Origin of the sequence: Clostridium beijerinckii, from assembly GCF_018223745.1 — a bacterium.
In the GTDB taxonomy this organism is placed as follows: Bacteria; Bacillota; Clostridia; order Clostridiales; family Clostridiaceae; genus Clostridium; species Clostridium beijerinckii.
Genome location: NZ_CP073653.1, coordinates 2,758,952 through 2,783,768, shown reverse-complemented (window position 1 = coordinate 2,783,768; position 24,817 = coordinate 2,758,952). Strand labels below are relative to the sequence as shown.

Annotated in this window: 20 protein-coding genes and 1 pseudogene; 9 read left to right on the top strand and 12 right to left on the bottom strand. The window is 29.8% G+C overall.

All coding sequences use genetic code 11. The features are described from left to right. Nucleotides 1-695 precede the first annotated feature (695 nt). Nucleotides 696-890 carry an alpha/beta-type small acid-soluble spore protein gene (locus KEC93_RS12700; RefSeq protein WP_012058685.1) on the bottom strand — a complete coding sequence of 65 codons (195 nt, stop codon included), beginning with the start codon at nucleotides 888-890 and terminating at the stop codon, nucleotides 696-698. A 265-nt stretch (nucleotides 891-1,155) separates the two neighbouring features. On the opposite strand from KEC93_RS12700, the pseudogene KEC93_RS12695 reads away from it, so the two are divergent. Beyond that, a pseudogene (locus tag KEC93_RS12695) lies at nucleotides 1,156-2,524 on the top strand (ISNCY-like element ISCb1 family transposase). 338 nt (nucleotides 2,525-2,862) lie between these two features. Further along, nucleotides 2,863-3,048 (top strand): small, acid-soluble spore protein, alpha/beta type, encoded by a 186-nt coding sequence (locus tag KEC93_RS12690; protein WP_420022547.1) that lies wholly within the window; start codon nucleotides 2,863-2,865, stop codon nucleotides 3,046-3,048. 245 nt (nucleotides 3,049-3,293) lie between these two features. On the opposite strand, the gene KEC93_RS12685 is transcribed toward KEC93_RS12690, so the two are convergent. After that, nucleotides 3,294-4,352 carry a PspC-like choline-binding domain-containing protein gene (locus tag KEC93_RS12685; RefSeq protein ID WP_077869267.1) on the bottom strand — a complete coding sequence of 353 codons (1,059 nt, stop codon included), beginning with the start codon at nucleotides 4,350-4,352 and terminating at the stop codon, nucleotides 3,294-3,296. A gap of 348 nt (nucleotides 4,353-4,700) precedes the next feature. Here KEC93_RS12685 and glgX point away from each other — a divergent pair, with 348 nt between their 5' ends. Both glgX and KEC93_RS12675 read left to right on the top strand, forming a co-directional pair. Continuing rightward, complete coding sequence (glgX, locus tag KEC93_RS12680; protein WP_077869266.1) at nucleotides 4,701-6,881, top strand: glycogen debranching protein GlgX; 2,181 nt, start codon at nucleotides 4,701-4,703, stop codon at nucleotides 6,879-6,881. Between the two features lie 135 nt (nucleotides 6,882-7,016). Then, nucleotides 7,017-9,008 (top strand): fructose-1,6-bisphosphatase, encoded by a 1,992-nt coding sequence (locus KEC93_RS12675; protein ID WP_077869265.1) that lies wholly within the window; start codon nucleotides 7,017-7,019, stop codon nucleotides 9,006-9,008. Between the two features lie 54 nt (nucleotides 9,009-9,062). Here KEC93_RS12675 and KEC93_RS12670 read toward each other — a convergent pair whose 3' ends face one another. Beyond that, complete coding sequence (locus KEC93_RS12670) at nucleotides 9,063-9,812, bottom strand: DeoR/GlpR family DNA-binding transcription regulator (protein WP_017211701.1); 750 nt, start codon at nucleotides 9,810-9,812, stop codon at nucleotides 9,063-9,065. Nucleotides 9,813-10,059: 247 nt separating this feature from the next. Between KEC93_RS12670 and KEC93_RS12665 the strand changes: the two genes are divergently transcribed. Continuing rightward, nucleotides 10,060-10,899: an HAD-IIB family hydrolase gene (locus tag KEC93_RS12665; protein ID WP_077869264.1), complete on the top strand. Its 840-nt coding sequence runs from the start codon at nucleotides 10,060-10,062 to the stop codon at nucleotides 10,897-10,899. A gap of 108 nt (nucleotides 10,900-11,007) precedes the next feature. Here the strand turns inward: KEC93_RS12665 and KEC93_RS12660 are convergent, their stop codons facing one another. Further along, nucleotides 11,008-11,946: a TIGR03943 family putative permease subunit gene (locus tag KEC93_RS12660; protein ID WP_023974628.1), complete on the bottom strand. Its 939-nt coding sequence runs from the start codon at nucleotides 11,944-11,946 to the stop codon at nucleotides 11,008-11,010. 252 nt (nucleotides 11,947-12,198) lie between these two features. On the opposite strand from KEC93_RS12660, the gene KEC93_RS12655 reads away from it, so the two are divergent. After that, entirely contained in the window at nucleotides 12,199-12,363 is a 165-nt protein-coding gene (locus KEC93_RS12655; RefSeq protein WP_155715477.1) for a hypothetical protein, read from the top strand. Nucleotides 12,364-12,812: 449 nt separating this feature from the next. Here KEC93_RS12655 and KEC93_RS12650 read toward each other — a convergent pair whose 3' ends face one another. Then, nucleotides 12,813-13,919, bottom strand: coding sequence for a CobW family GTP-binding protein (locus KEC93_RS12650; RefSeq protein ID WP_023974626.1), 1,107 nt, complete (start codon nucleotides 13,917-13,919; stop codon nucleotides 12,813-12,815). A gap of 223 nt (nucleotides 13,920-14,142) precedes the next feature. Between KEC93_RS12650 and KEC93_RS12645 the strand changes: the two genes are divergently transcribed. Further along, nucleotides 14,143-15,108 carry a YbgA family protein gene (locus KEC93_RS12645; RefSeq protein WP_023974625.1) on the top strand — a complete coding sequence of 322 codons (966 nt, stop codon included), beginning with the start codon at nucleotides 14,143-14,145 and terminating at the stop codon, nucleotides 15,106-15,108. Nucleotides 15,109-15,220: 112 nt separating this feature from the next. On the opposite strand, the gene msrB is transcribed toward KEC93_RS12645, so the two are convergent. From msrB to KEC93_RS12625, 4 genes are all read right to left on the bottom strand, one after another. Next, nucleotides 15,221-15,670, bottom strand: coding sequence for a peptide-methionine (R)-S-oxide reductase MsrB (gene msrB / locus KEC93_RS12640; protein WP_023974624.1), 450 nt, complete (start codon nucleotides 15,668-15,670; stop codon nucleotides 15,221-15,223). A 156-nt stretch (nucleotides 15,671-15,826) separates the two neighbouring features. Further along, complete coding sequence (locus tag KEC93_RS12635) at nucleotides 15,827-18,772, bottom strand: bifunctional diguanylate cyclase/phosphodiesterase (RefSeq protein WP_054249115.1); 2,946 nt, start codon at nucleotides 18,770-18,772, stop codon at nucleotides 15,827-15,829. A gap of 456 nt (nucleotides 18,773-19,228) precedes the next feature. Then, nucleotides 19,229-20,065, bottom strand: a complete 837-nt coding sequence (gene kduI / locus KEC93_RS12630) for a 5-dehydro-4-deoxy-D-glucuronate isomerase (RefSeq protein WP_077869263.1) — start codon at nucleotides 20,063-20,065, stop codon at nucleotides 19,229-19,231. Between the two features lie 272 nt (nucleotides 20,066-20,337). Beyond that, nucleotides 20,338-21,336: a LacI family DNA-binding transcriptional regulator gene (locus KEC93_RS12625; protein WP_039772439.1), complete on the bottom strand. Its 999-nt coding sequence runs from the start codon at nucleotides 21,334-21,336 to the stop codon at nucleotides 20,338-20,340. Between the two features lie 333 nt (nucleotides 21,337-21,669). Between KEC93_RS12625 and KEC93_RS12620 the strand changes: the two genes are divergently transcribed. Then, nucleotides 21,670-22,059, top strand: coding sequence for a NusG domain II-containing protein (locus KEC93_RS12620; RefSeq protein ID WP_012058670.1), 390 nt, complete (start codon nucleotides 21,670-21,672; stop codon nucleotides 22,057-22,059). After that, nucleotides 22,052-22,582, top strand: a complete 531-nt coding sequence (locus KEC93_RS12615; RefSeq protein WP_023974620.1) for a Gx transporter family protein — start codon at nucleotides 22,052-22,054, stop codon at nucleotides 22,580-22,582. Before KEC93_RS12620 ends, KEC93_RS12615 begins: the two co-directional genes overlap by 8 nt. A gap of 166 nt (nucleotides 22,583-22,748) precedes the next feature. Here the strand turns inward: KEC93_RS12615 and rnfB are convergent, their stop codons facing one another. The 3 genes from rnfB to rsxE are packed head-to-tail and all read right to left on the bottom strand — an operon-like array spanning nucleotide 22,749 to nucleotide 24,817. Then, nucleotides 22,749-23,600, bottom strand: coding sequence for an RnfABCDGE type electron transport complex subunit B (gene rnfB / locus KEC93_RS12610; RefSeq protein ID WP_017211713.1), 852 nt, complete (start codon nucleotides 23,598-23,600; stop codon nucleotides 22,749-22,751). 18 nt (nucleotides 23,601-23,618) lie between these two features. After that, nucleotides 23,619-24,194, bottom strand: a complete 576-nt coding sequence (locus tag KEC93_RS12605) for an electron transport complex protein RnfA (protein ID WP_077869262.1) — start codon at nucleotides 24,192-24,194, stop codon at nucleotides 23,619-23,621. Further along, nucleotides 24,194-24,817 carry an electron transport complex subunit RsxE gene (rsxE, locus tag KEC93_RS12600; protein WP_017211714.1) on the bottom strand — a complete coding sequence of 208 codons (624 nt, stop codon included), beginning with the start codon at nucleotides 24,815-24,817 and terminating at the stop codon, nucleotides 24,194-24,196. The genes KEC93_RS12605 and rsxE overlap by 1 nt, the downstream gene beginning before the upstream one ends.

Below are 24,817 nucleotides of genomic sequence, written 5' to 3'. Positions count from 1 at the left end.
TGTCATATATATCAATAATTTCATATTTAGAAATTATTTTCCTAAACATATTTATAATTACTTTATAATAAAAAATCTTCATATACTTTTTATCTGTAGTTTATAGAGGTAATAAATTCATAAAAAAATAGCCTTAGATTCCACTAAAGCTATTCATTTATAAATTTTATAAATTTTTCCTTTTTCATAAAAATTGACGCATATATACTTGAAACTGCAAAAAAAATATTGATTATTGGCACAATACTAATAACAAGTATGGTTATCAGTAGACCTCTTTTTTCCTTGTTACCAAAAATATTAATATTATTCTTGTTTAAAACAAGCCTAAATAATAGTAATATTAAGGATAAACAACTTAACTTTATTGATATAGTATATAAATATAACATATTATTCAACTCCTTTGAGCATATGTTTAATTGCCTTCTTTTACATTTTATACCATATTGTAAAGTAATTCCATATAAATTTTTAGCCATCTATCTCATTTTATTTTCATTATTTTTCAGAATCTCATCTATGCTTCTAATTTCTTTTATTCTCTTTTATTTTTCATATATTTCGCTTGAATATAAATTCATATATAATAAAAAAAGCTAGTAGAATAAATAGTAATTAACTATATTCTACTAGCTTTCACTTTAGGATGGATGGTAATTTAAGAACTGAGTTAAAACATTAAGTATCTATTTTTAGAGACTTTGTTCGTAACTTTCTATCATTCTCTTAACCATTTCTCCGCCAACACTACCATTTTGTCTTGAAGAAAGGTTCCCTTTATCAATGTTTTCATAGTTATTTAACCCAATTTCTGAAGCTACCTCAGTTTTTAATCTGTTTAAACCTGTTTTTGCCTCTGGAACTAAAGTTTTATTTCTCGAAGCCATCTTAATCTACCTCCCTTAATCTATGATTTTGTTTGGCATTAATATATTAACCACTCTCACAAATTTTAATCTATGCAAATACTTGTAAAAAAAGTGTTAAAATCCTCCTTTCCATTAATTCTTCACTAGGCGTTTGCGAAACGCCGCAACCCGCAGAAATGCGGGATATTTTTTTAGCAAAATAAAATAACTCCTCACTGATTTATGGTAAAATTGAATTGCCTAAAAACAAAACTACCATATACCTCAGAAAGGAGTCATATATATGATAACATATAAACAGCTTTCTTTGGCAGATGTTTATTCTGATTGCAAAGAAAAATTTGAAAATGATAAATTCCAATTTCTTTCTTTACTCGAAAACACTATCGACCTTGATGAGTTAGTTCCTGCATCTTTCATTAACCATTTTTACGCTTCCACAGGAAGGCCGCGAAAATATCAGCTTTATGCTATGATCAGTGCTTTAATTTTACAACGCATTTTTTCTATTCCTACAGATTCTCTTTTAATTATTTTCCTTAAATATTCTCAAGAACTAAGAGACTTCTGCGGCTTTTTAAGAGTTCCTGATTCATCTAAGTTTACTCGTTTCAAGCAGGACTTTCTTTTGGACTTACAATCCATGTTCGATAATCTTGTTGATATTACTGAACCGATATGCCAACAGATTGATACGGCTCTTGCTTCCATGACTATTTTTGATACTTCAGGCCTTGAAGCATTTGTCACTGAAAATAATCCTAAATATGCTAATCGCATTATAAAACAGCTTAAAAATTTTAAGAAAGCATGCAATTTAGATGACTCTTATGATCCTTATAAAGCTGCCTATGGCTCTATGCCATCACACGCTTCAGCCAACCCTGCCATCCAACAAATGTATATTAATGGGCATTTTTGCTATGCTTTTAAATTCGGAATCATTACTAATGGCCTCGGTATCGTAAGAGATATTTCGTTCTATAATAAAGATTTTCTCAATGCTCATCCTGATATTATTGTTGAGAAAAAATCTGATTCACCTGATGAAGATAAATCTCTTGCAGATTCTAAGGCTCTTATCCCTGTTCTCAAAGATTTTTTTAACAAGCATCCATTAATAAGTCCAAAAACCTTTTTAGGAGATGCTGCTTTTGACAGTATTCAAATTTATCGTGATCTTCTTCTCGAATTAAAATTTGATAAAGCATATATTCCTTTAAAAACTAGGCTTACACTAGAAAATGCTGATTGCCCTTTAAACGAAGACGGCATTCCATGCTGTCCGAATGATCCTTCTATTCCAATGAAACGTGAAGGTAGTAAAAGTCATCTTCGTTCTAGAATTCCAACAATGAAGTTTGTATGCCCTAAAATGAAATGGTTATATAACAAAGAAACCAAAAAGAGCAAACGTGTAACTCAATGTGAAAATCCATGTACAAATTCCTTATGTGGACGAATGTTTTATATTTATCCTGAAAAGAATCTGCGCGCATATCCTGGAATAACACGAGGAACCCAAGAATGGAGTAATACTTATAAAATCAGAGTAGCTGTTGAAAAAAATATAAATCACTTCAAATATAGTTACTGCGTCGCGGAGCGTAAGACTCAAAATGAGCAAACACTTCATGCTGATTTACTTCTAGCCGGAATAACTCAACTAATAACAGTTATCGTGGCAGATAAAATTCATAAACATAAATATATCCGAAGCTTAAAGCCATTAATTGCATAAAATTTATTTATAAAAATTGGAATTCACCTTCGCTTTATTTCGTGCGCCCTTTTTTAAGAAGTCAACTATTATATTTGTATAGCAGGAACCATTAAATCCATTAATAATGTTTTTGCAACTTCAAATCAATCATTATTCATTTTTATCAATGAGTTTCGCAATTATCTAAATTCTTCACAAGTTCCATTCATTTAAATTCAATAATTTATCAAATATATTTTACTATAAATTTATAAAACTAATACTGATATGGAGGTGTTAAATTATGAGCAGAAGGCCTTTAGTTCCCAAACTAGAGCAAAACTAGATAAGCTAAAAATAGAATTTGAAAATGAACTTGGCATAGAACTTAATGATAATTATAAAGGAAATAAATCATCAATGTTAAATGGTCGTGTAGGTGGACCAATTGGAGGATTGATGACAAAAAAATGATAGAGGAATACGAAAAAAATTTGATTGACAAGTAATCTCCTTTTCAAAACCATAAATGACTAGTTACTACAATTATGTAACTAGTCAAAATAGCATATCTATATTCTTTTTCATTTAAGTTTGTATTGCTGCTTATATAAATTCCTCAATTCTTTCATTTGAGTTTATATTTTAATTCAATATCATATATACACTAAACTTAACAATTATAAAAATATTAACATTACTCATATTAGTGCAAAAAATTATTCCGTTACTACTACATCAAACGAAGTCTTAATTCCATTAACATTTATTGTAATAGTAGTTTTTCCTGCTTTGTATGCAATAACTGTTGGATGAATGTCTTTAAAAAATCCATCCTCCAAACTTAAATTTATTCCTGAAACCGCAACACTATCATCTTCACTCTTAGACATTGCTATTAAATTAGGAAATGATGAACTTTTATCATCTACGCTACTTACTTTTATCATTCCTAAATCTATAGCTTGATTAGTTCTACAATATAAAGTATTTCCATTAATAGTTGCCCTTGGTTTAGTATTGTCTAATTTGTAACCTGCTCCATCCTCAATTCTTACTCCATCCTTTTCTGGTTCATCTGAATTGACATCAGTTATAGTAAGCATATTACTATCATCTAATTTAACTTGGTAGTTCTCTGTAGTTGATTTAGTAGTCAGTGCATATTCTGGACATAAATTATAATTTTTGTCACTAAGACATTCTATAACCTTGCCATCATCCCCCAATCTATATTTTCTACCACTTTCCGACGTATATTCGTCTTTTTGCAACACACCATTTTCATCAAAAATATATATATTCCCATCTATATTCCATACACCTTTTAAATAATAGCTATCTTGAATTTTAAAATACGTATTTCCATTTTCCTCAAACAAGCTAAAATCTGAGGTTGTACTCATTTTTTCCTCTGAAGGAGGCCTGCTAATATTCATATTAACATTTCTATTAGGAAGAGCATTATTTATCCATTTCCCATTATTATCAAGCTCATACTCCTTACCTTTAATTGATGTTTTACCAGATGCCATAGCACCATTATCCTGTAAATAATACCACCAAACCTTATCTAAAATCCATCCTGTCTTCATATAACCATCATTACCAAAATAGTACCATAAGCCATTTATTTGTTTCCAGCCAGTACTATAAGATTTTCCTTCCTCATACCACCAACCAGTATTATTATGCTTCCATTCTGCTGAAACTTCTTTTGGTATTACAGAAACTACCGCCGCTACAATAAGTAAACTGTAAATTATTTTTTTAGTCATCTATTTCCCCTCATTCCCAAATCTTATAGTGTATATAGCTTCTCCATTTGTTTTATATAAAACATTCCATATTTTCTTTATTATCTATAGTATATTACCTTCATCGGAGATTATTTTTTATATAGCCAATTTTGTGTAATTAATAGCTTATATGAAAATTATACCACAACTTAAATATCTTAATCCTATATTTCTAACTTACATTAGTTAAAAACATATAAATTAGAATTTTGATACAATAATTTAAGTGATAATTAAATAATTATTTCATTTATCGATTAAAAGCATATGCGTCCTAATATAATAAAACTAAGAGGGTCCTAATAATATTAAGGAGGAAAATATATTGTGGATACTTCTAAATTTTCAAATAATGAGAATATAGAACTAGATATAAATACTTTAAAAAATACTGTAAATTTCGATGAATTTGTAAAAACGCTTCAGAAAAATTTAATTCCCACCGACGAATTTGAGGGATTTAAAATTCGTCCTGGATTTTATCTAGAAAATGGTGCAGTAGTTATACCTGGAGGTGTTAACTTCACTATCCACTCTCAGAACGCAACATCATGTAAACTACTCTTATTTAAGCCAGCTATGTGCGAACCTTATGCTGTCATTCCTTTTCCTGAATATTATCGAATAGGTAATGTATACTCTATGATAGTACTTGGATTAGATATTGAAGAATTTGAATATGCATATAGTGTGGACGGTCCATATATACCTGAAAGAGGATTAGTTTTTAATAGTAGTAAATATTTACTTGATCCCTACTCAAAAGCAATTGCTGGACAAAGCGTATGGGGAACAAAAACAATATGTGGAAATCAATATAAATCAAGAGTTGTCTCCAATGATTTTGATTGGGGAAACAGTAAAAGACCTTTAATTCCTATGAAAGATTTGATTATTTACGAGTTGCATGTAAGAGGCTTTACTAAGCATCCGTCGTCAAAAGTTAATTATCCTGGAACATTTGCTGGATTAGCCGAAAAGATACCTTATTTAAAAGAGCTTGGAATCAATGCTGTAGAACTTATGCCAATTTTTGAATTTGATGAAATGCTTGATGCACGATATGTTAGAGGTAATTTGCTTTGTGATTATTGGGGATATAATCCTGTATGTTTCTTTGCTCCAAACACCAGTTATACTGCTGGAATTGAACGAAATAAAGAAGGCGATGAACTAAAATCATTGATAAAGAAATTTCATGAAGATGGAATAGAGGTTATTTTAGACGTTGTTTTTAACCATACTGCTGAAGGCAATGAGTATGGTCCATATATATCTTTTAAGGGGTTTGATAATAATGTTTATTACATGCTTACACCAGATGGGAAATATTATAATTTCAGCGGATGTGGAAATACTTTAAATTGCAATCACCCAATTGTTCATAGAATGATTTTAGATTGCCTTCGCTACTGGGTTACAGAATATCGTGTTGACGGATTCAGATTTGATTTAGCTTCAATCCTTGGTCGAAACGAAGATGGATCACCAATGAATAATCCTCCACTATTGCAAAGCCTAGCCTTTGATCCTATTCTTGCAAATACAAAATTGATAGCTGAAGCATGGGATGCAGGTGGATTATATCAAGTCGGCAGTTTCCCATCTTGGAAAAGATGGTGTGAATGGAATGGAAAATATAGAGATGATATTCGCAGATTTCTAAAGGGCGATTCAGGATTAGCTGCCACTGTTGCTGAAAGAATAACCGGATCTTACGATCTCTATAATCCAGATATAAGAGGCAAAAATGCTTCAGTAAACTTTATTACTTGCCATGATGGATTTACTTTATATGACTTATATTCTTATAATGATAAACACAATGAAGAAAATGGTTGGAATAATACAGATGGTGAGAACAACAATAATAGCTGGAATTGTGGTGCTGAAGGTGAAACTGACGATGAAAATATAATAAAGTTGAGAAGAAAGCTAATAAAAAATGCTTGTGCTGTTCTTCTTTCAAGTCAAGGAGCTCCAATGCTTTTATCTGGAGATGAATTTGGAAATACACAGTTTGGAAATAACAATCCATATTGCCAGGATAATGAAATTTCATGGCTGAACTGGAGTCTCCTATATAAGAATCATGATTTATTTACTTTCTTTAAAAATATGATAAATTTTCGAAAACGTCATCCTGCTATTAAGGACAGAATTGAAGAATCCCGATGTGGCTTACCTCCTGTTAGTAAGCACGGTATAGAACCTTGGTATTTAGATTCGTCAGATAGTACTAGAACTGTTGGGATAATGTTTGCAGGATGGAATAAAAAAGAAAAAGAAGATGACATTGTGTACCTTTGTATCAATGCTCATTGGGAAACTCAATATGTAAGATTACCCGAACTCCCTATATACTTAGAATGGCGAATTGCTGTAAATACATCCATGCCTTCTGGAGAAGACATTAGCGATTCAATTAATGAGATGCTCCAAGTTGGAGAGACACTTGAAATAGAACCTAGATCTGTTATGATTCTTGTTGGTATAAGTAAAATATGAATTTATAGGATGATAAGAGCTTGATTCACTTTAAGCTCTTATTTTATTAATATTATTGTTTATTATCAAACCTTCTTCTATAATTTAATTAGTTATAGAAGATATTATCTTAATAGCAACAAAGGAGATGTAATAATGAAAAAATACGATCTATCAACTAATGAAATATCTGACAACTTACGATATTTAGAGTTGCTTTCTAAACAATATCCGACAATCAACGAAGCTTCTACTGAAATAATAAATCTGCAGGCAATTTTAAATTTACCAAAAGGAACTGAACATTTTCTAACTGATATCCACGGAGAATATGAGCCTTTTATTCATGTATTAAAAAACGCATCAGGAGTAATAAAAAGAAAAATTGAAGATCTTTTTGGAAATAGTTTGATGCAAAGTGAGAAAAAAAGTTTAGCAACCCTTATATATTATCCTGAACAAAAATTAGAGATAGTATTGAAGCAAGAAGAAAACATAGATGATTGGTACAAAATAAATTTATATAGATTAATCGAAATATGCAGATATGTCTCTTCTAAATATACACGTTCAAAAGTAAGAAAGGCTCTTCCAAAAGATTTTACTTACATAATAGAAGAACTCTTACATGAACAGCCTAAAGGAATAGATAAATATGAATATTATGAACAAATTATTAGAACTATTATAGACACAGATAGATCAAAGGAATTTATAGTTGCTCTTTCTAAATTGATACAAAGACTTGTTATAGACAGGCTTCATATTTTAGGGGATATATTCGATAGAGGCCCAGGTGCCGATATTATTATGGATACTTTAGTTGAATATCATTCTGTTGACATCCAATGGGGAAATCATGATATCTTATGGATGGGTGCTGCCTGTGGTTCAGACGTATGCATTGCTAATGTTATAAAAAATTCTCTAAAGTATGCTAACTTGGATACTTTAGAAAATGGATACGGAATTAACCTTCTCCCTCTAGCAACTTTTTCTATGGATTTTTATAAGGATCATCCCTGTAATATCTTCTTACCTAAGATGGATTGTGATAAAAAATACAGCATTAATGAAATTAATTTAATAGCTCAAATGCACAAAGCTATAGCTATAATATTATTTAAACTTGAAGGTCAGGTGATTTTAAGGCATCCTGAATTTAATATGAATCATAGGCTTTTATTAAATAAAATTAATTATGCTGAAGGAACTATTAACTTAAACGGTAAAACGCATAAATTGAAAGATTCATTTTTTCCTACTATAGACCCTAAAAATCCATATGAACTTACTTATGATGAGAAAGAATTAATCGATAAGTTAAAAACTTCTTTTATTAATAGCGATAAGTATAATAAGCATGTTCGATTCCTATATTCAAATGGAAGTTTATATTTAAAATTTAATTCCAATTTACTATATCATGGATTCATACCATTAAATGAAGATGGAAGCTTTAAAAACGTCAAAATAGCTGATAAAGAATATAACGGTAAAGAACTTTTAGACAAATTGGATATGCTAGCAAGAGAGGCCTATTTTTCTAAAGACAAGGATGATTCTGATAATAAAGAAGATATAATGTGGTATTTGTGGTGTGGTGCTTCTTCGCCATTATTTGGTAAGGATAGAATGACAATATTTGAACAATATTTTATCGAAGAAAAAGAAACTCATTATGAAAAGAAAGATCCCTATTTTAGCTTAAGAGATAATGAGGATATCTGCAAAAAAATACTAAAGGAATTTGGGCTTAGTTCACCAGAATCTCATATAATAAATGGCCACATGCCCGTTGAAGAAAAAAATGGAGAAAGTCCTATAAAAGCAAACGGAACTCTACTAGTTATAGATGGAGGTTTTTCAAAAGCATATCAGCCCAAAACTGGACTAGCTGGATATACGTTAATATATAACTCTTTTGGGCTTCAGTTAGTATCTCATCAGCCATTTGAATCCACTGAAGCAGCCATAAAAGAAGAAACTGACATATTATCTACAACTCTCTTACTAGAGCAAGTTGTAAATAGGAAAAGAGTTGAAGATACTGATGTAGGTGTAACTCTCAAGCAGCAAATAGATGACTTAAAGATGCTTCTTAATGCTTACAGAAAAGGACTAATAAAGCAGCAAAATAAAATTTAATTAAGTTAAATGAGAATAAATTGCGTAAATAATTTATTCTCATTTTTTATAAAATCACACTATTTCAATAACAGTTCCTGAGTCTTTCATTCTTTTTTCTATATTCTCAGGCGGCTCTTTTGTAGTTATTAATAAATCTATTCTATCAAAGGAAATGGCTTTAAACGTGCTGGAATTGAAGAACTTTTCACTATCAGCTATAACACATACAAAAGTACTTCTTTCTGCTACCTTTCTCTTTATATATGAATCCTCAAAATCAACTACATAAATTCCATCTTCACTAATTGCTGCAGCCCCCAAAAATGCTATATCAAAATGTATATCTTCGATTTGATTTATTGTGCCACTGCCATATAAAAAACGATTTTTGCGTTGCAATTTTCCACCCAATAAATGAACGTCACAATTTTTTTCAGCAAGTATTTCCATATTGTCTAAAGAATGCGTATATATAGAGATATCATCCTCAACACACTGACATAACGCTTCAATAGTGGTAGACACATCAAAGAAACATACTTGATTTGTTGAAACATATTTAGCTGCATATTTACCCAATTTTATTTTTTCTTCTGAATTTATAGATAGACGGCTCTTATAATCCTTAATTTCAGTTCTTATAGATGGCACTGCAATTCCTCCATGAGTTCGAATAGCAACTCCTTCTTCTACTAATCTAACAATGTCTCTTCTAGCAGTATCCCTTGATATATTAAATGTTTCCATTATTTCTTTATTAGATAACACAGTTTTTTCTCTAAGTATATTTAATATTTCATATAATCTTTCTTCTTGATACATAAAATGTCCTTTCGCTTCTAACTATTTTTTAATTACATACTATAATAAATTATATTTTAAAATAGCCATTTGTCAATTTTTTCATGAATGTCAGCACTCATGAACTTTAATGGATTTATATATCCTTATTTTCCTTGAATTGACAGCTTTCTTATGCTAAACTCACAATATATAAATTACTGTAATATAAATTCTCTTAATACTTATTTTACAGAAATCTTCTATCTTATATAAAGGGGTGCAATAAATGAATAAAAGAATATTATATGTAACAGATTTAGATGGTACCTTATTAAATTCTAATGGAGAAGTTTCAGAAACATCACTAAAAATCTTAAAGAAACAAATAGAAAAAGGTACATTGTTTAGTATTGCAACTGCACGAAACCTTCAGGCTGCAAAAAGATTGATAAGTGAAATTCCAATTAACATTCCTATCATATTAAATAACGGTATAGGATTTTATGATTTAAATAAAGAGCAATATCTAAAAATTAATGAATTTCCAATATCTCAGTTAAATCATCTAATAAAAATATTTGATGAGTATAAAAGCTATGGATTTATGTATGCATTGAAAGATGGAGATATCCACTTCATATACAACAATCTTGATGACCCATCTGATCTTGAGTATTTTGCAGAAAGGCATTTATTATACAAAGGTCGTTGTCATCAATACGATGATTTTGAACAAGTTCCAAAGGATGGGTATACAATTTTATATTTTGTTTTGTATGGTTCTTTTGATCGTATAAAAAATGTTGAAAATTGCATTTTAGATAACTCTATATTAAAATGTGTTCCTAACAAAAATGTATATAAAGATAATTACTTTTTAGATATATTTAGTTCTAAAGCATCTAAGGCCATTGCTATAAAAGAATTAAAGGAACTGATTGGCGCAAATGAAGTAATCGCTTTTGGGGATAATTTTAATGACATTGAAATGTTACAATCTGCAGATCGTTCGTATGTTCCTGAAAACGGAGTTTCTGAAGCAAAGGCGGTTGCAACAAGTGTCATCTCAAGCTTCGATGATGATGGAGTTGCAAAGTTTATCGAAAAAGACACCAGTATTAATTAAAAACTTTCAACAAATTTATAAATTTAACAAACAGAAAAAGCAGGTATATTAAGAAAATCTCCAATGTACCTGCTTTTATATATTAAGTTTATATACATGGCTAATCTATTAAAAATAAACTAATTCTTCCTCAAGCTTATCTATTTTTTTATAATCTTGAACCACTATATATGGAATCTCCCTTTGTTCTTGCTGTATATATTTTTTATGAATTATACCTTCTAACTCGATCCATTCCTTATCTTTAAAATTAAATGCCTTACTCGTTTGACACAGGATACCTAAAAATGATATATCATCTTCACAGCAAGTCATTGCATTTCTGCCAAATGCAAAAACACCTTTAGGATACTTAGGGTTGCTATAAGCAAGACCTTTTACCTTTATATTTTTACCATCATACTTTTCTGGATATTCTGTTGCATCTAAGTACCAAACCCCATAATCGTAGTCTTTAAATTCTATTACTTTCTTATGTATATCAAATGGTAATTCTAAGGGACTATCATCAATCTCGCCATTTTCTAATTCAAACATCATATTAGCTCTTGAATTAATAGCTTTTACACTATTTCTAAATTTCAATTTATTTGTTTTATCGTTGCAACGGTTAAATATAATCAAATCTGAATTTTTAAATTGCTCTATTAATAAAGACTTCATATTACTCATATAACTTTCAAATGTTGATGCATCAATAGTTGTTATAATTTGAGCAATCTCCCATCTATCAGGAAACTTCATATTATCAAAAATGTCAAATTGCCACATCCCATTGTATTCTAAAACAACCTTGGTTGGTTTGTATTTCTGATTGAATTCCTTTAAAGCTAACTCTGTAAATTCTTCTATATTGCTGATGCTAACAATATTTGCATTGTGTTTTTTCAAAAATTCAACTTCATATTCTTCTACACCATTCTCGCAAACAATTAAAAGAATTTTTTCCCCATCATAAAACTCTGGATCATTAAATATTTCTTTTATAAAAGTAGTCTTACCACTCTCTAAAAAACCAGTAATAAGAAAAACTGGTACATCAGTCATAAATCAATTCCTTCTTTCACTTATTTTTCTAATTAAATGTAACATAATTCTATCTATAAATTTACATTCATAATTTAAGTTTTTTAATATTTCAGAACTTAAATTGTTTTTTCTTATGAATTTCTATTGCTAATTCTAAATTTCCTTCCTCATAATTATAAATACTTTATCTTAAAATTTCATTTAATGTATATTTTATTTATATTAGTGTAACCTACTACATATTAAATTCTATGAAAAGAGGTAATGTCCATGAATAGGAAATTACTACAGGACTATCAAAAAAGAATCTTATGGATAATCAAGGCCTTAGGTGAGAAAAATTCTCTAAATATCCCTGAAATCGAAATAGATGAAAGTCCTTCTTCAGATATAGGTCAAAAAAATGTGATAATATCACTAAATAAACTCAAATGAATTTTAATTATTTGAATTCATTAAAGAGAGAAGTTTTATTATAGATAACACACTCATAAACTATACTTAGATTATGAAATATATCCCAACTAGAAATGGGTAATATACTTTTGTGGAATGTTTCATTGGTAATTTTGATGGATGTGATTCTTTGGCTATAAGTTGTTCCAAATGTGCTAGTTCAAAAAGTGAGAATCGAAATTTTATATTTCGTTCTTCGAACTTTCTCTGTGAGCGCTTGTTCTTTGAGGCTAGCACTTTGGGTGCAACTTTATAGCCTTAGAATCACCCATCAGAATTACCTGGAAACTGGAACAAAAGTATGTTATTCATTTCGGGGAGTTATATGCATAAGTTCAGGTCTAAGTTTGGTTATCTATATTATCAGTAATGTTCACTCCTCTTCCTTAATAACAATTTTTATATAAATCGAAATATTTAGCTTGTATCTATACATCAAATAATTCTTCTATTTCATTCTTATTTAAATTTGTACCTATAACGCATAACCTTCCTGTATAATCTGCTATTCCTTCACGTACTTCATACTCGCCTGGAACTAAATCAAAGTTTATCCATCCTCCATCTGAGCAAGGGATTATACCTTTAGCACGCAATATAATTCCATAATCAGAAGATTCCGATAAAGTTTTTAATATATTATTTATTTCTACTTTTGAAAACTTTTTTGGTGTTTCCATTCCCCAGCTCGTAAATACTTCATCTGCATGATGATGATCATGTGAATGATGATCGTGTCCACATCCACACTCATGATCATGAGTATGATGAGCATGGTTATGATCATTACAATTACAATCTATATGATGTTCATGATTATCACATTCACATTCTTCCTTAGTATGGTTCTTATGATTATTGCAACAGCACTCTTCGCTGTGTTGATGATTTTCAGACTTATTATTCTTTACTTCTACTAAAAGCTCTTTTTCAAGGGACTCTTCCCTTTCCATTGCAGATAGAATTTGCTTTCCATTAATCTCATCCCAGTTTGTTGTTATTATTGTTGCAAAACTGTTGTGTTCTCTTATTTGGGATACACATACTTCTAATTTTTCTTCTGAAATCTTTTGAGTTCGGCTTAAGACAATAGTATTTGCATTTTCAATTTGATTATTAAAGAATTCTCCAAAGTTATCCATATACATTTTGCATTTTACAGCATCAACAACTGCCGTAAAACTATTAAGTTTAATATCTACTTCGCTTTTTATATTTTCTATTGCCTTAATTACATCTGATAATTTACCAACTCCCGATGGTTCTATTATTATACGTTCTGGCGAATATTTATCTAATGCTTCTTTAAGTGCAACTCCAAAATCTCCAACTAAAGAACAACAAATACATCCCGAATTCATTTCTGTTATTTCAATTCCTGAATTATTTAAAAATCCTCCATCAATTCCTATCTCGCCAAATTCATTTTCAATTATCATGAGCTTTTCACCCTGAAATGCTTCTTCTATTAATTTTTTAATCAAAGTAGTCTTTCCTGCCCCAAGAAACCCTGAAATAATATCTATTTTAGTCATATAAAAAATCCTTTCTATGTAAATATTAATTATATATTTAAAAGTTATTCCTTCTGGAAATATTTAAAGTCGTTTCCAGAAATATTTCATTTTTATCCTACCCTTAAAATCTAATACTGTCAATAATGATAAATCGATGATTTCTCTATTATTGACATTTTTAATGAATTACTTACTTATAAAATGATAATATTATAAGTAAAATGAAAAAAGGAGTGTTTTCATGGGTGATTTATTTAAACCAAATGTCTTTTTTAGTAAATGTTTAGGTTTCGAAGCCTGTCGTTACAATGGACAAATGATAACTGATGCATTTGTTGAAAAATTGAAACCTTTTGTTAATATTATAAATGTTTGTCCAGAAACTTCCATAGGACTTAAAGTTCCACGACCAACAATTAGAGTTGTCTCTGAAAATAATGAATTAAAATTATATGAGCCAAAAGAAGGAAAAGAATTCACAAAAGAAATGGTTGAGTTTTCAGAATCATATTTGAAAGATTTAAATAATATAGACGGTTTTCTCTTAAAAAGCGCTTCACCCTCCTGTGGACATAAAAATGTAAAAATTTATAATGGCACAGCTAAGGTTACAGGAAGTACAAGAGGTGCCGGAATATTTGGAAATAAGATTAAAGAGAAATTTCCTTATGCAGCAATAGAAGATGAAGGCAGATTACATAATTATAGAATTCGAGATAATTTTCTTACAAGAATTTTTATTAATGCAGATTTTAGAAAAGTCAAGAAATCTAATTCACTTAATGAATTAATACTTTTTCAACGCAGAAATAAATTACTACTCATGGCAAATAGTCAAAAGTATACTAAAATCTTAGGTAGAATTACAGCAAATGGTGAAAATAATGATATAAAAAGTATTATGGCTGAATATGAGAAGAATTTGAATTTGGCATTTGAAAAACTTCCTAAGTATACAAATAATATAAATGTTCTAATGCATGCCATGGGATATTTTTCAAAATACATAACTAATGAAGAAACTCAATTATTACTGGATTCCTTAGAAAAATACAAGATGAAAAAACTTACAATAATGTCTCCTATGCTTTTAGTTAAATCGTATGTAGTTAGATTTAATATTGATTACCTTTTGGAACAAACTTATTTTAATCCTTACCCAGAAGATTTGATTATATTAGAAGATTCAGAAAAGATAGAAATATAATTCAATTTTTGATTAAATTTTAACGGCGATATATTACCGCCGTTAAAAAATATTAGCTTTATTTATTCTCTTAAAGGTACTTATAATTAATATCATGATGATAATACTACTATTATAGTATCTTATCTAAATATTCTTCATAACCTTCTTCCTTCATCTTGTCTTTGGGGATAAACTTAAGTGCTGCTGAGTTTATACAGTATCTTAAACCTCCCATATCTTCGGGTCCATCAGTAAATACATGTCCTAGATGTGCATCACCAGTACTGCTTCGAACCTCCGTTCTTACCATGCCATGACTTTTATCTATTTTTTCTTTTATTGCCTTTCTATCTATTGGCTTGGAAAATGCAGGCCAGCCACACCCAGAGTTGAATTTATCGGTTGATACAAACAATGGCTCACCCGTAGTTATATCTACATAAATCCCCTTTTCAAACTGATTATCATATTCATTAGAAAATGGAGCTTCTGTACCATTTTCTTGTGTAATTCTATATTGTTCATCTGTCAGACTCATCTTTAATTCTTCATTGGATTTTTTTACATACTTTTGACTCATTTGTTTCCTCCCTGTTCTCTTTTGAAATATTTATTTCTGTATACATATCAATATTATGTGACAAAGGAATAATACTAATTCATTTATAGTAATCTTATTCTTATATGCGAACCTTATATCTTCACACCTTAAATCTAAGCATACTTATTCAACTTTCTATTTTTCCAGTAACTCTTCAAGTTGATTAGCAAGAAGAGGTTTGCTAAAATAATACCCTTGAATATAATCACATTTCATTCTTTTAAGTATTAAAAGCTGATCTTCAACCTCAACTCCTTCAGCAATAACTTTTAATTCCATACTATGTGCCATTTGAATAATATTTTTTATAATCGCTTCTTCTTTCTTATTTAAAGAAATATTGTCTATAAATGATTTATCAATCTTTAATGTATTTATAGGAATTCTTCTAAGATAGCTTAATGATGAATATCCCGTGCCAAAGTCATCAAGCGCAATTCTAATTCCCATGTCCATTAATTTCTTTAATATTCCAATACTAGAATCAAATGATTTCATAAGAACAGTTTCAGTAATCTCAAGTTCAATCATATTCGGATTAACAGATGAACTTTCAATAATTTCTTTAACATTATCTAAGAAATTTGTCTCTTGTAAATCAACTGATGAGATGTTAACGCTTATGCTATTAAATTTATAGCCTGCTTCAAACCACTTAGCACTTTGTCTGCAAGATTCCTTAAGCACCCATAAAGTTAATTGTGTGATATATCCAGATTCCTCTGCTATTGGAATAAACTCTGCAGGAGATATAAAACCAAGTTCCCTACTATTTAATCTAAGTAATGCTTCAAAACCAAAGATTTTATTTGCCTGTAAATCATACTGAGGTTGATAGTTAATGATTAGTTCATTATTATCAACTGCTGTCCTTAATATTCTTTCTATACTAGTCTTTCGTTCAAGGCTTATATACATTTGTGGATCAAAAAGAGAAAATCTATTTTTACCTAATTCCTTTGCCCTGTACATAGCAGCATCTGCATTTCTTAAAATTGTACTACTATCCTTTCCATCTTTAGGATATAAAGCTATTCCAACACTGGCAGTTATATACATATGCTTGTTGTCAATTTTAAATACTTTATCGAACAAACCTAATAGCCTTTTTGCATAAGCTTGTATCTCATCTTCTTTTGAATCAGGATGAAGTAATATAAATTCATCTCCACCAAGTCTAGATATTGTATCTTTTTCTTCAATTAAATTTTCAAACTGTTTTGCTAAACTTATTAGCAATTTATCTCCATACTCGTGTCCCATAGTATCATTTATATTCTTAAAATTATCTAAATCTATAAAAAATACAATTCCTTGTTTATTGGCGTAATTAGATAATTGTAGTTGTTCATTTAGCCTATTCATAAACAATGTCCTATTAGGAAGTTTTGTTAAAGAATCATAAAATGCCATGAATTTTATTCTATCCTCTGAAATCTTTCTTTCAGAAATATCTCTAATAGAACCAGTTATTTTTATAACTTTTCCTTCAGAATCTCTTAACGCTTTACCACAAGAGAGAATCCAAACGTACGAACTGCTCTTAGTTCTTATTCTAAATTCAGAGCTATAAACATCTGTAAGCTGATTAATATGATTTTTGAAATCTTTTTTCACTTTATCAAGATCATCTGAATGAACATTCTCATACACAAAGTTTCTCAAATTATTTATCTCATCCAACTTGTATCCAGTAATATCAATTAATTTATCAGAAGCAAAGAATGTATCTGTAACTAAATTCCATTCCCAAATCGAGTCATTTGCACATTCTAGTGCGAGTTTGTATTTTTCTTCACTCACTCTAAGTGCTTCCTCATTTTGTTGTAATTCGTTATATTGTACTCTTAATTCTTCTTCTGTCGCCAGCAATTCCTCATAAACTGATGATAATTCCTCATAGCTTGAACGTAACTTACCAATCATCAGGTTGAAAGATCTTCCTAACTCTCCAAACTCGTCATTTGAATTAATACTAGCTTTTACTGATAAATCCCCATTTCCAGCCGCTTGCATTAAAGGAACTAATTCTGTAATCGGTTTTGTTACCTTCTTAGTAACAATGAGTGTAACGAAAATAGCAAGAAATAAAACGCCCACTGTTATCATAATTATTAAATATCCCATCTTGCTAGCTTTGCTTTCCAATTCACTTTTTGGTATAACTGAAGCCATCTTCCAACCAGTATCCTTACATGTATAAACATTAACTAAAACAGGATCTCCATTTATATAAGTTTCAAAACTTCCATTATCCAAATCTATAAATTTATCATAGTTATCAAATGAAAATTTTGAAGCTTCATCTGTTTGAGAATATGTATAACCTAACTGATTTAAATGTAAGATATTTTTAAAGTTTAAATCTATATTTGGGTGAGCTAACATAGTTCCATCTTTTAAATAAAGAAAAACATAACCTGTATCTCCAATCCTAATATTTCTTATTATTTCAGATAACTTTTCCAAACTTAAATCTATACCCATAACTCCAACAATACTTCCATCTTCATTTTTTACTGTTGTTGACGCACTTATAATTACATTTTTGGAATTATCAACTGCCGAAACGTATGGATCTGAAATTACCACTTCATCTGGATTTGATAATGCCAAAGAATACCATGGTCTTGTCCTTGGATCAAATGTATTAGTACTTAATCCATCAGGCCATTGAATATACCCTCCCCATTTAGTACCAATGTACACATAAGTTGTTTCTGGATGAGATGTTCCATAAGCCTCAAGCACATTATATATAGTACTCTCTATTCCAGGTATTTGTTTTGAATATTTTTTATTTATCGCAATATCAGGAATATTAAATAGAGCTGAAATAGATTGGTCTGCTTTTTTTGCATCTGAATAAGTTGCAAGAAACTTAGCATTGTACTTTATTTGCCCTAACATGTTAGAAAAGTTGTTATCAACCTGCACCATTTGGGCTTTAGCGCTTGAAAATAGATGCTCTTTAAGGGATTTATACATATAATTATAAGTTATTAGTGCAATTGGAATAGATATAGACAATATAATTCCTACAAAATAAAAGAATAGTTTTAATCTAAAAGTAAGCTTCATAGCAATGCTCCTTGATTATTTAATTTGTATATTTTCTAATTTAGGACCTTTTTCACTAATATAAAAATCAATGCTAGATAATGATATTAATATATATTTTACCATTTATACTTAATAATTTCAATTCTTTAGCTACCTATCTTCATGCTGATAAATTATAGTTCTCTTAATTGAAATCTATATGTTGAAATCGAATTTCTATATTTTGTCTTAACTAAGTGAATATGATTTTTTTTTATTCTTTTTAAAATGCCAAAACTATCCAATCAACCTTTTTTAAGTTATACCCTCAAGGAGTGCCTCGTCCACTGATTTTACTGGAAATAAATTTCTAAAGAATAAAAAGGCTGCAGACCAAATCTATGCCTACAGCTTTTGAATAAATTTATTTAACATCTTTTATGCAGAAATTTCACTTAAACTGCTCTTAACTTCTTTATTTCAATATTAATTATATTATTTTAAGTCTTGGATTCTTATGTTATCCATATCATCGAATGTTATATTCTCGCCACACATTCCCCATATAAATGAATAATTCTGAGTTCCAATGCCCGAATGAATTGACCAGCTTGGTGAAATTACTGCCTGCTCATTCTTCATTACTATATGCCTTGTTTCTTGTCCTTCACCCATAAAATGAATTACTGCTTGATCTTCAGGTACATCAAGATATAAATATACTTCCATACGTCTTTCATGAGTATGACATGGCATTGTATTCCATCCACTTCCTGGCTCAAGTATTGTTAATCCCATTACTAATTGACAGCTTTCACATACTGCAGGATGAATATATTGGTTTATTGTTCTTTTATTCATGTTTATTTCATCGCCACATTTTATCTTATTAGCTTTTTCTAAATCTATTTTTACTGTTGGATATGATTTAAGCGCTGGTGCAGAATTTATATAAAACTTAGCTGGATTTTTTCCATCAGATGATTTAAATTCTATATTTTTAGTGCCTTGTCCAACATATAATCCATCTCTATAATTTAGATTATATTCTACTCCATCAGCTATAATTGTTCCTTCTCCACCTACATTAATAACTCCAAGTTCTCTTCTTTCTAAAAAGTAATCTGTTCCTAATTCTTTAGATGCTCCAAGCTTTAATGTTTCTTTTATAGGTGTAACTCCACCAAATATGATTCTATCATTATGGCTATAAACTAAATTTACTTCTCCATCTACAAATACTTTTTCAACTAAATAATGTCTTCTTAAAGTTTCTGTATCATAGTGCTTAGAGTCTTCTGGATGATTTGAGTATCTAATTTCCATTTGCATAATAATCTCTCCTTACAATTTCCAGGCACACGTGTTCCCAATTGAGTAAAAAAATATTCAAAGTTTATATATACATTTTATCAAGAAGGTTTTACTAAAATTCCTAACCTTAATATTATGTAATTTCCTTTGCACACGTGTTCCCTTTTTCTTAATACAAGTATATACGCTTATGTAAATATTTGCAATAGTTTTTTGTTCTCATTTTGAATTAAATTTTAAAGCTATAGTGAGGAAAACTTTTGCTTCACTATAGCTTTATATAATTTATTCTAATTTAAATCTTTAATTGAATTGCCTAGTTCCAATTCTGATTCTATATATATTTTCTTAGTTGTTATATCTTGTTCATTATTTAGCAATCTTAAAAGCAAGTCAGTGGCAATTCTTGCTATTTCTCCTATAGGCCTTTTAATTGTTGTAATACTTGGAGTAATAAATCTGCCAATTTCATTCCCATCAAATCCTAGTATTGAAATATCTTCTGGAACCCTTAATCCATGCTCTGTAATAGCTTTTATTGCCCCAGTTGCCATTTCATCATTAAAAGCAAATATGGCTGAAAACTTTTCATTCATTTCTATTAATTCATTAGCTTTTTCATATCCACTTTTGACAGTAAAGTTCCCATTTAGCACCAGATTTTTGTCCAATTTAATATTATAGTTATTGAAAGCTTTTAAGTATCCCTCTCGCCTCATTTTAGTTGAATCGAAATTGATTGCTCCTTCTATTATTGCAATATCCTTATGACCATTTTTTATTAATTCCTCTACTCCCTTATACACCCCAACACTCTCATCTGTATATACATTTATAACATCATGATTTACCTTTCTATTTATGACTACAATAGGTATCTCTTTCTCTAATATTTCTCTAATAAAATCATCATCATCTATTTTTTGACTTACTACTAGTATTCCATCATAATTTTTAGGATTTATAGTATTTTTTTCATACATATCTATTCCTTTAACAATGACATTATACTTTTTGTCTATATTCTTGTACACATTATTTATAACAGTTTGAAATACAAATGGTGAGGTTCCATTACTTATAGTTGAAAAAAATACACCAATATTATAAGCTTTATCTATCTTTAAACTCCTCGCATTCATATTAGGAATATAGTTTAGCTCTTTAACTGCATTAAGTACAGCCTCTTTGGTCTTTTCATTTACAGATTTAGATCCAGTCAGTACTCTTGAAACAGTTGAATGTGATATTCCTAGTGCTTTCGCTATATCTTTAATCGTAGTAGCCATATTAGTCCTCCAAATTTTTAATAAATAAAGCGCTTTTATCTCTAGCAAAGATTTAATTTTTAGTACGCAAATATAGCTAGAGGTTATAAATAATTTCTTTTACGCTCAATAATTACACACGTGTTCACAATCTTGTTTATTATTTTATAGCAGTAATTAGTAAATTACAAGCTTTGTGAGTATTTCTAATACTAGGATACGTTATACTGTTTAAAACTTATATAATTATTTCTTGATTTAAAAATTAACTTAATATACAATATTAACCATAATATATTTTAAAATTTTTGTCAAAAATGTATAATAAATTTATAGATTAAAGAAGGAAATAATATGTTTAAAAAATGGGATATAATTATAATAGTTATTCTACTATGTATATCACTTATTCCTGAACTTGTTTTTGGGGTAATAATGGGCAAACATTACAATGGAACATATGCTGAGATAACTATAGACGGTAAATTTTATAAGAAAATCAACCTATCTGAGCATAGAGGTGAGGACCAAATAGATATTAAAACTTCATACGGTGATAATATAATAGACGTCAAAGATAAATCTATTAAAGTAATAGATGCCGATTGCAAGGATAAAATATGCGTTAGATCTGGATTTATATCAGAACCAGGCCAAATTATAGTTTGTCTTCCACATAAACTTATGATTGAAATAAAAAGCAGTGATATAATGGCAAACAGTTTGAGGTGTTTAAATGAATAAAACTTTTCGTATAGTATTTATAGGTATTCTAGTATCACAAGCTTTGGCTTTGTATACAATTGAAAGTATGATTCCTGTTCCATTTATTGCACCTGGTGCAAAACTTGGGTTAACTAATTTAATTACTGTCATAGCATTATACATATTGAATAATAAAAAAGATGTTTTTTTAATTATAATATTAAGGCTTCTTCTTTCAACTATGTTTGGTGGAAATCTCTCTACACTTATGTATGGTGCTGTTGGAGCGTTGCTTAGTTTTTATATAATGCTTTTCGTAAAAAATATTTGGAAAGATAAAGTTAGTATAATAGGTGTAAGTGCTGCTGGTGCATTTTTCCACAACGTAGGACAATTAATTGTAGCCGCAATTATAGTTCAAAATATTGCAGTTACACTTTATTTACCAATTTTATCTATAGCCGGAATTGGTACAGGTATTTTTATTGGTATAACTTCCAATTTTATAGTCAAACATATGTCCAAGCTTCCTTTCTTTAATGATTTAAATATTAGTCAATGAGTTTTATCACTATTAATAATAAAAATTCTCTCATACGTTTACTACAATGCCCCACTAATTACAAAATGTATAGCCAGTAGAAATGCACATTTTTTCATCTCTACTGGCTATACATTTAATAAATATTTTATATTAAACCATAATTTAATATAAAATACTGTAAATTTTAAATTGTAACTTTTACTGTGTCTGAATTTTTATTAGCAATTAATTCATTCGCAACTTTTATTGCTCCTGTTGGACATTTTGCCAAACATGTTGCTTCACTGCATTTTTCAGCACATATTTTCTGATCCACCACTGCGAGATTATTTTGAACTTGAATAGCTCCATAGCTGCAATTCTTTGCACAAAGTCCACAGCCTATACAAGCAGCACTACATAACTTTCTAGCAATAGCTCCCTTATCTTTTGAATTACAATCAACTTTTACTCTAGCATTTATTGAGATCATTTGAATCACATTTTTAGGACATGATTCTTCACACTTACCACAACCAGTACATTTTTTTCTATTAACAACTGGAAGTCCATTTTCTCCCATTGTCATGGCTCCAAAAGGACAACTGCTTACGCAAGTCCCAAATCCAATACATCCATGCTTACATCCTTTTGGTCCTCCTTGTATTAGGCTTGCTGCCTTACAATCATGAACTCCTTTGTATTTATAACTTAATGCTGCTTTTTCACTTGTTCCTTTGCATCTAACATGAGCTATTCTTGGTTCCACTTCTTCTGCTTTTTTACCTGTAATTTCTGCTACAAGTTTTGCTACAGCATCCTTTCCTGGAACGCATAAATTAGGAGGAACATCATCTTTCATAACTACTGCTTCTGCATATGCTGCACATCCCGCATAGCCGCATGCACCACATTGTCCTTTAGGAAGAATATCTTCTACTTCATGAATTAGTGGATTCACCTCCATAGCAAATTTTCTATTTGCAAATGCTAAGATAAAACCAAAAACCGCACCTATTCCTCCAAGAACCACTAAAACCATTATAACAGTAAACATAATCTTTACTCATCTCCTTTATATCATTCCTGAAAATCCCAAGAATGCCAATGCCAACATACCTGCTAATATAAAAGCAACTCCTGTTCCTTCTAGTGGTTTTGGCACATCTGCATAAACCAGCTTTTCTCTTAAACTTGCCATAAGTACTAAGGCCAGTGCAAATCCCATTCCTGATCCAATTGAGAACACTACACTTTTTACAAACGAGTAGTTTGACTCAACACTTAATAATGGAACTGATAATACAATACAGTTTGTTGCTATTAAAAGAAGATATATTCCCCACATGCTGTATAATGTAGGTGCTTGTTTCTTTATAATTAATTCTAATAATTGCACAAAACTTGCTATAAGTATTACGAAAACAATAGTTGTTAAGAATGTCAAATGATATGGCAAAAGTACAAAACTATATACAACCCATGCTAACATTGAACTTAGAGTTATAACAGAGGTAACTGCCATTCCCATGCCTATTGATGCATCTAAACTTTTAGAAACTCCAAAAAATATACAAAGTCCAACAAATTTTGTTAAAACAAAATTATTTACAAGTAACGCACCTATAAACAATGTAAAATACTCTCTCATTATGCTTCACTTCCTTCTATTTTTTTAGCTTCTTTATGTGCATTGTGGAGCTTTATTGCTCCTATCATGTAACCTATTAGTATAAATGCACCAGCTGGTAGTATCATAATTAAAGGCGCGTTGTACCATGAGCCTAGTATTTTAACCCCAAGAATTGATCCACTTCCTAAAAGCTCTCTTATTACAGATATTGAAAGCATAGCTAATGTAAAACCACATCCCATTCCAAATCCATCTAAGAATGATGGAAACACTTTATTTTTTGATGCGAATACCTCTGCTCTTGCAAGTATTATAGCAAAAACAACTACTAAGTCTAAATAAATACCAAGAGCACTATATAATTCAGGTGATATTGCCTGCAATGCAAGTTCTACAACGGTAACTATAGTAGCTATAAATGTAATATAAACTGGTACTCTAACCTTTGGGTTTACAAATTTTCTTGTAAGCGATACAACTACGTTATTGCTTGTAATAACGAAAGTTACACATAAGCCCATAGTAAAACCATTTATCACTGATGATGTAACAGCTAATGCAGGACAAAGACTTAAGCATAACATAAATATTGGATTTTCATCGTACAAACCCTTGCTAAAAATTTTCCACTTTTCCTTCAT